The 1,777-nt window shown below is 68.9% G+C and carries 1 protein-coding gene and 1 pseudogene; one reads left to right on the forward strand and one right to left on the reverse strand.

The genetic code is table 11. The features are described from left to right. On the forward strand, positions 1-1,449 hold a 1,449-nt coding region (locus tag ACWJ6R_RS35840; protein ID WP_449066464.1), incomplete at its 5' end, for a DUF2334 domain-containing protein. A 147-nt stretch (positions 1,450-1,596) separates the two neighbouring features. On the opposite strand, the pseudogene ACWJ6R_RS35845 reads toward ACWJ6R_RS35840, so the two are convergent. Next, positions 1,597-1,777: pseudogene (locus ACWJ6R_RS35845) on the reverse strand (CHAP domain-containing protein); the annotation flags it as partial.

The raw sequence follows: 1,777 nt of genomic DNA on the forward strand, positions 1-1,777 counted from the left end.
CTGACCGGCACCGGCCGCTCCACGCTCGTGCTGTACGACACGACCGGCCAGTGGGGCTGGCTGGGCGAGCTGTACGCCACCCAGACCGCCAACCTGACCGGCCACTTCGGCACGTTCGCCACGCTGCCCGTCTCGGCCTACACCGCCGGCGCCATGGACGCCTACACCGCGGTGGTCTACATCGGCTCCACCTACGACGAGCCGCTGCCGGAGGCGTTCCTGGCCGACGTGCGCGACGCCGACCGCCCGGTGATCTGGATGAACAACAACATCTGGCAGCTCACCGCCTCCACCCCCACCTTCGCCGCCGACTACGGCTGGATGTGGTCGCAGTTCGACTTCAGCACCGTCGAGGGCGTCGTCTACAAGGGCAAGGACCTCTCGCGCGACGGCCGCAACGCCTCCGGCGTCATGGACTACGCCTCGATCGACGAGACCAAGGCCAAGGTCCTGGCCAGCGCGGTGCGCGAGAACGGCACGCAGATCCCGTGGGCGATCCGCTCGGGCCGGCTGACCTACATCGGTGAGATCCCCTTCGCCTACACCACCGCCTCCGACCGCTACCTGGTCTTCTCCGACCTGCTGTTCGACGCCCTGGCCCCGCAGACCGCCGAGCGCCACCGCGCCCTGCTCCGCCTGGAGGACATCGGCCCCAACGCCGAGCCGGCCGAGCTGATGAAGATCGCCATCGAGCTGAAGAAGCGGAAGATCCCCTACTCCTTCGGCGTCTACACCGTCTACAAGGAGCCGGGCAAGACCATCCGGCTCCGGCAGCGCCCCCTGGTGGTCGCGGCGATCAAGTACATGCTCGCCAACGGCGGCACGATGATCGCCCACGGCTACACCCACCAGTACACCGACGCCCCCAACCCCTACAACGGCACCAGCGGCGACGACTTCGAGTTCTACACCGCGCACGTCGACGAGCAGAACTACGTCCGCTACGACGGCCCCGTGGCCGAGGACTCCCCCGCCTGGGCGGCGGACCGGATCGACAAGATGAAGGCGGAGTTCCGCGCCGCGCTGCTCCCGGTGCCGCAGTACTTCGAGTTCCCGCACTACGCCGGGTCCGCCGTGGACTACGAGGCCGTCCGCCGGGCCGGGTTCAAGGCCCGCTACGAGCGCAGCCTCTACTTCGCCGGCACGCTGTCGGGTACGGCGCCGCAGTACGACCACATGGCCGGGCAGTTCTTCCCCTACACCGTCACCGACGTCTACGGCTCCAAGGTGATCCCGGAGAACGTCGGCAACATCGAGCCGGAGTCCTTCAACAACCACCCGGTGGTCCTCCCGGCCGACCTGGTCAAGGCCGCCAAGGCCAACCTCGTCGTCCGCGACGGGGTGGCCAGCTTCTTCTACCACCCCTACCTCGGCACCAAGTGGCTGCTGGAGACCGTCGACGGCATCAAGAAGCTCGGCTACACCTTCGTCCCGGCCTCCGCGATGTAGCACCGGTCCCCGGACGGCGACGGAAAAAAGGGGGAGGGGACACGGCGTGTGCCGTGTCCCCTCCCCCTTGCGCGCACCGCGCGGATCCCCGTCCCGGGAAGCCCCGCGTTCCGCCTCGCCGCCCGGTTCCGCGGCGGCGGCACCGCGTCAGGACGCGTACTGCGGGTAGCCGTAGCCGGCGACCTGGGACTTGGGCCGGACGCGCTCCTCGACCTTGCCGTTGCCGGTGTTGCCCTCGATGGTGGAGACGGTGCCGTCGCCGTTGTCCTTCTTGACCAGGCCGACGTGGTCGATGCCGTACAGGCTGTCGCCCCTCTTCCAGTCGAAG

It is taken from the genome of Planomonospora algeriensis (assembly GCF_977012225.1).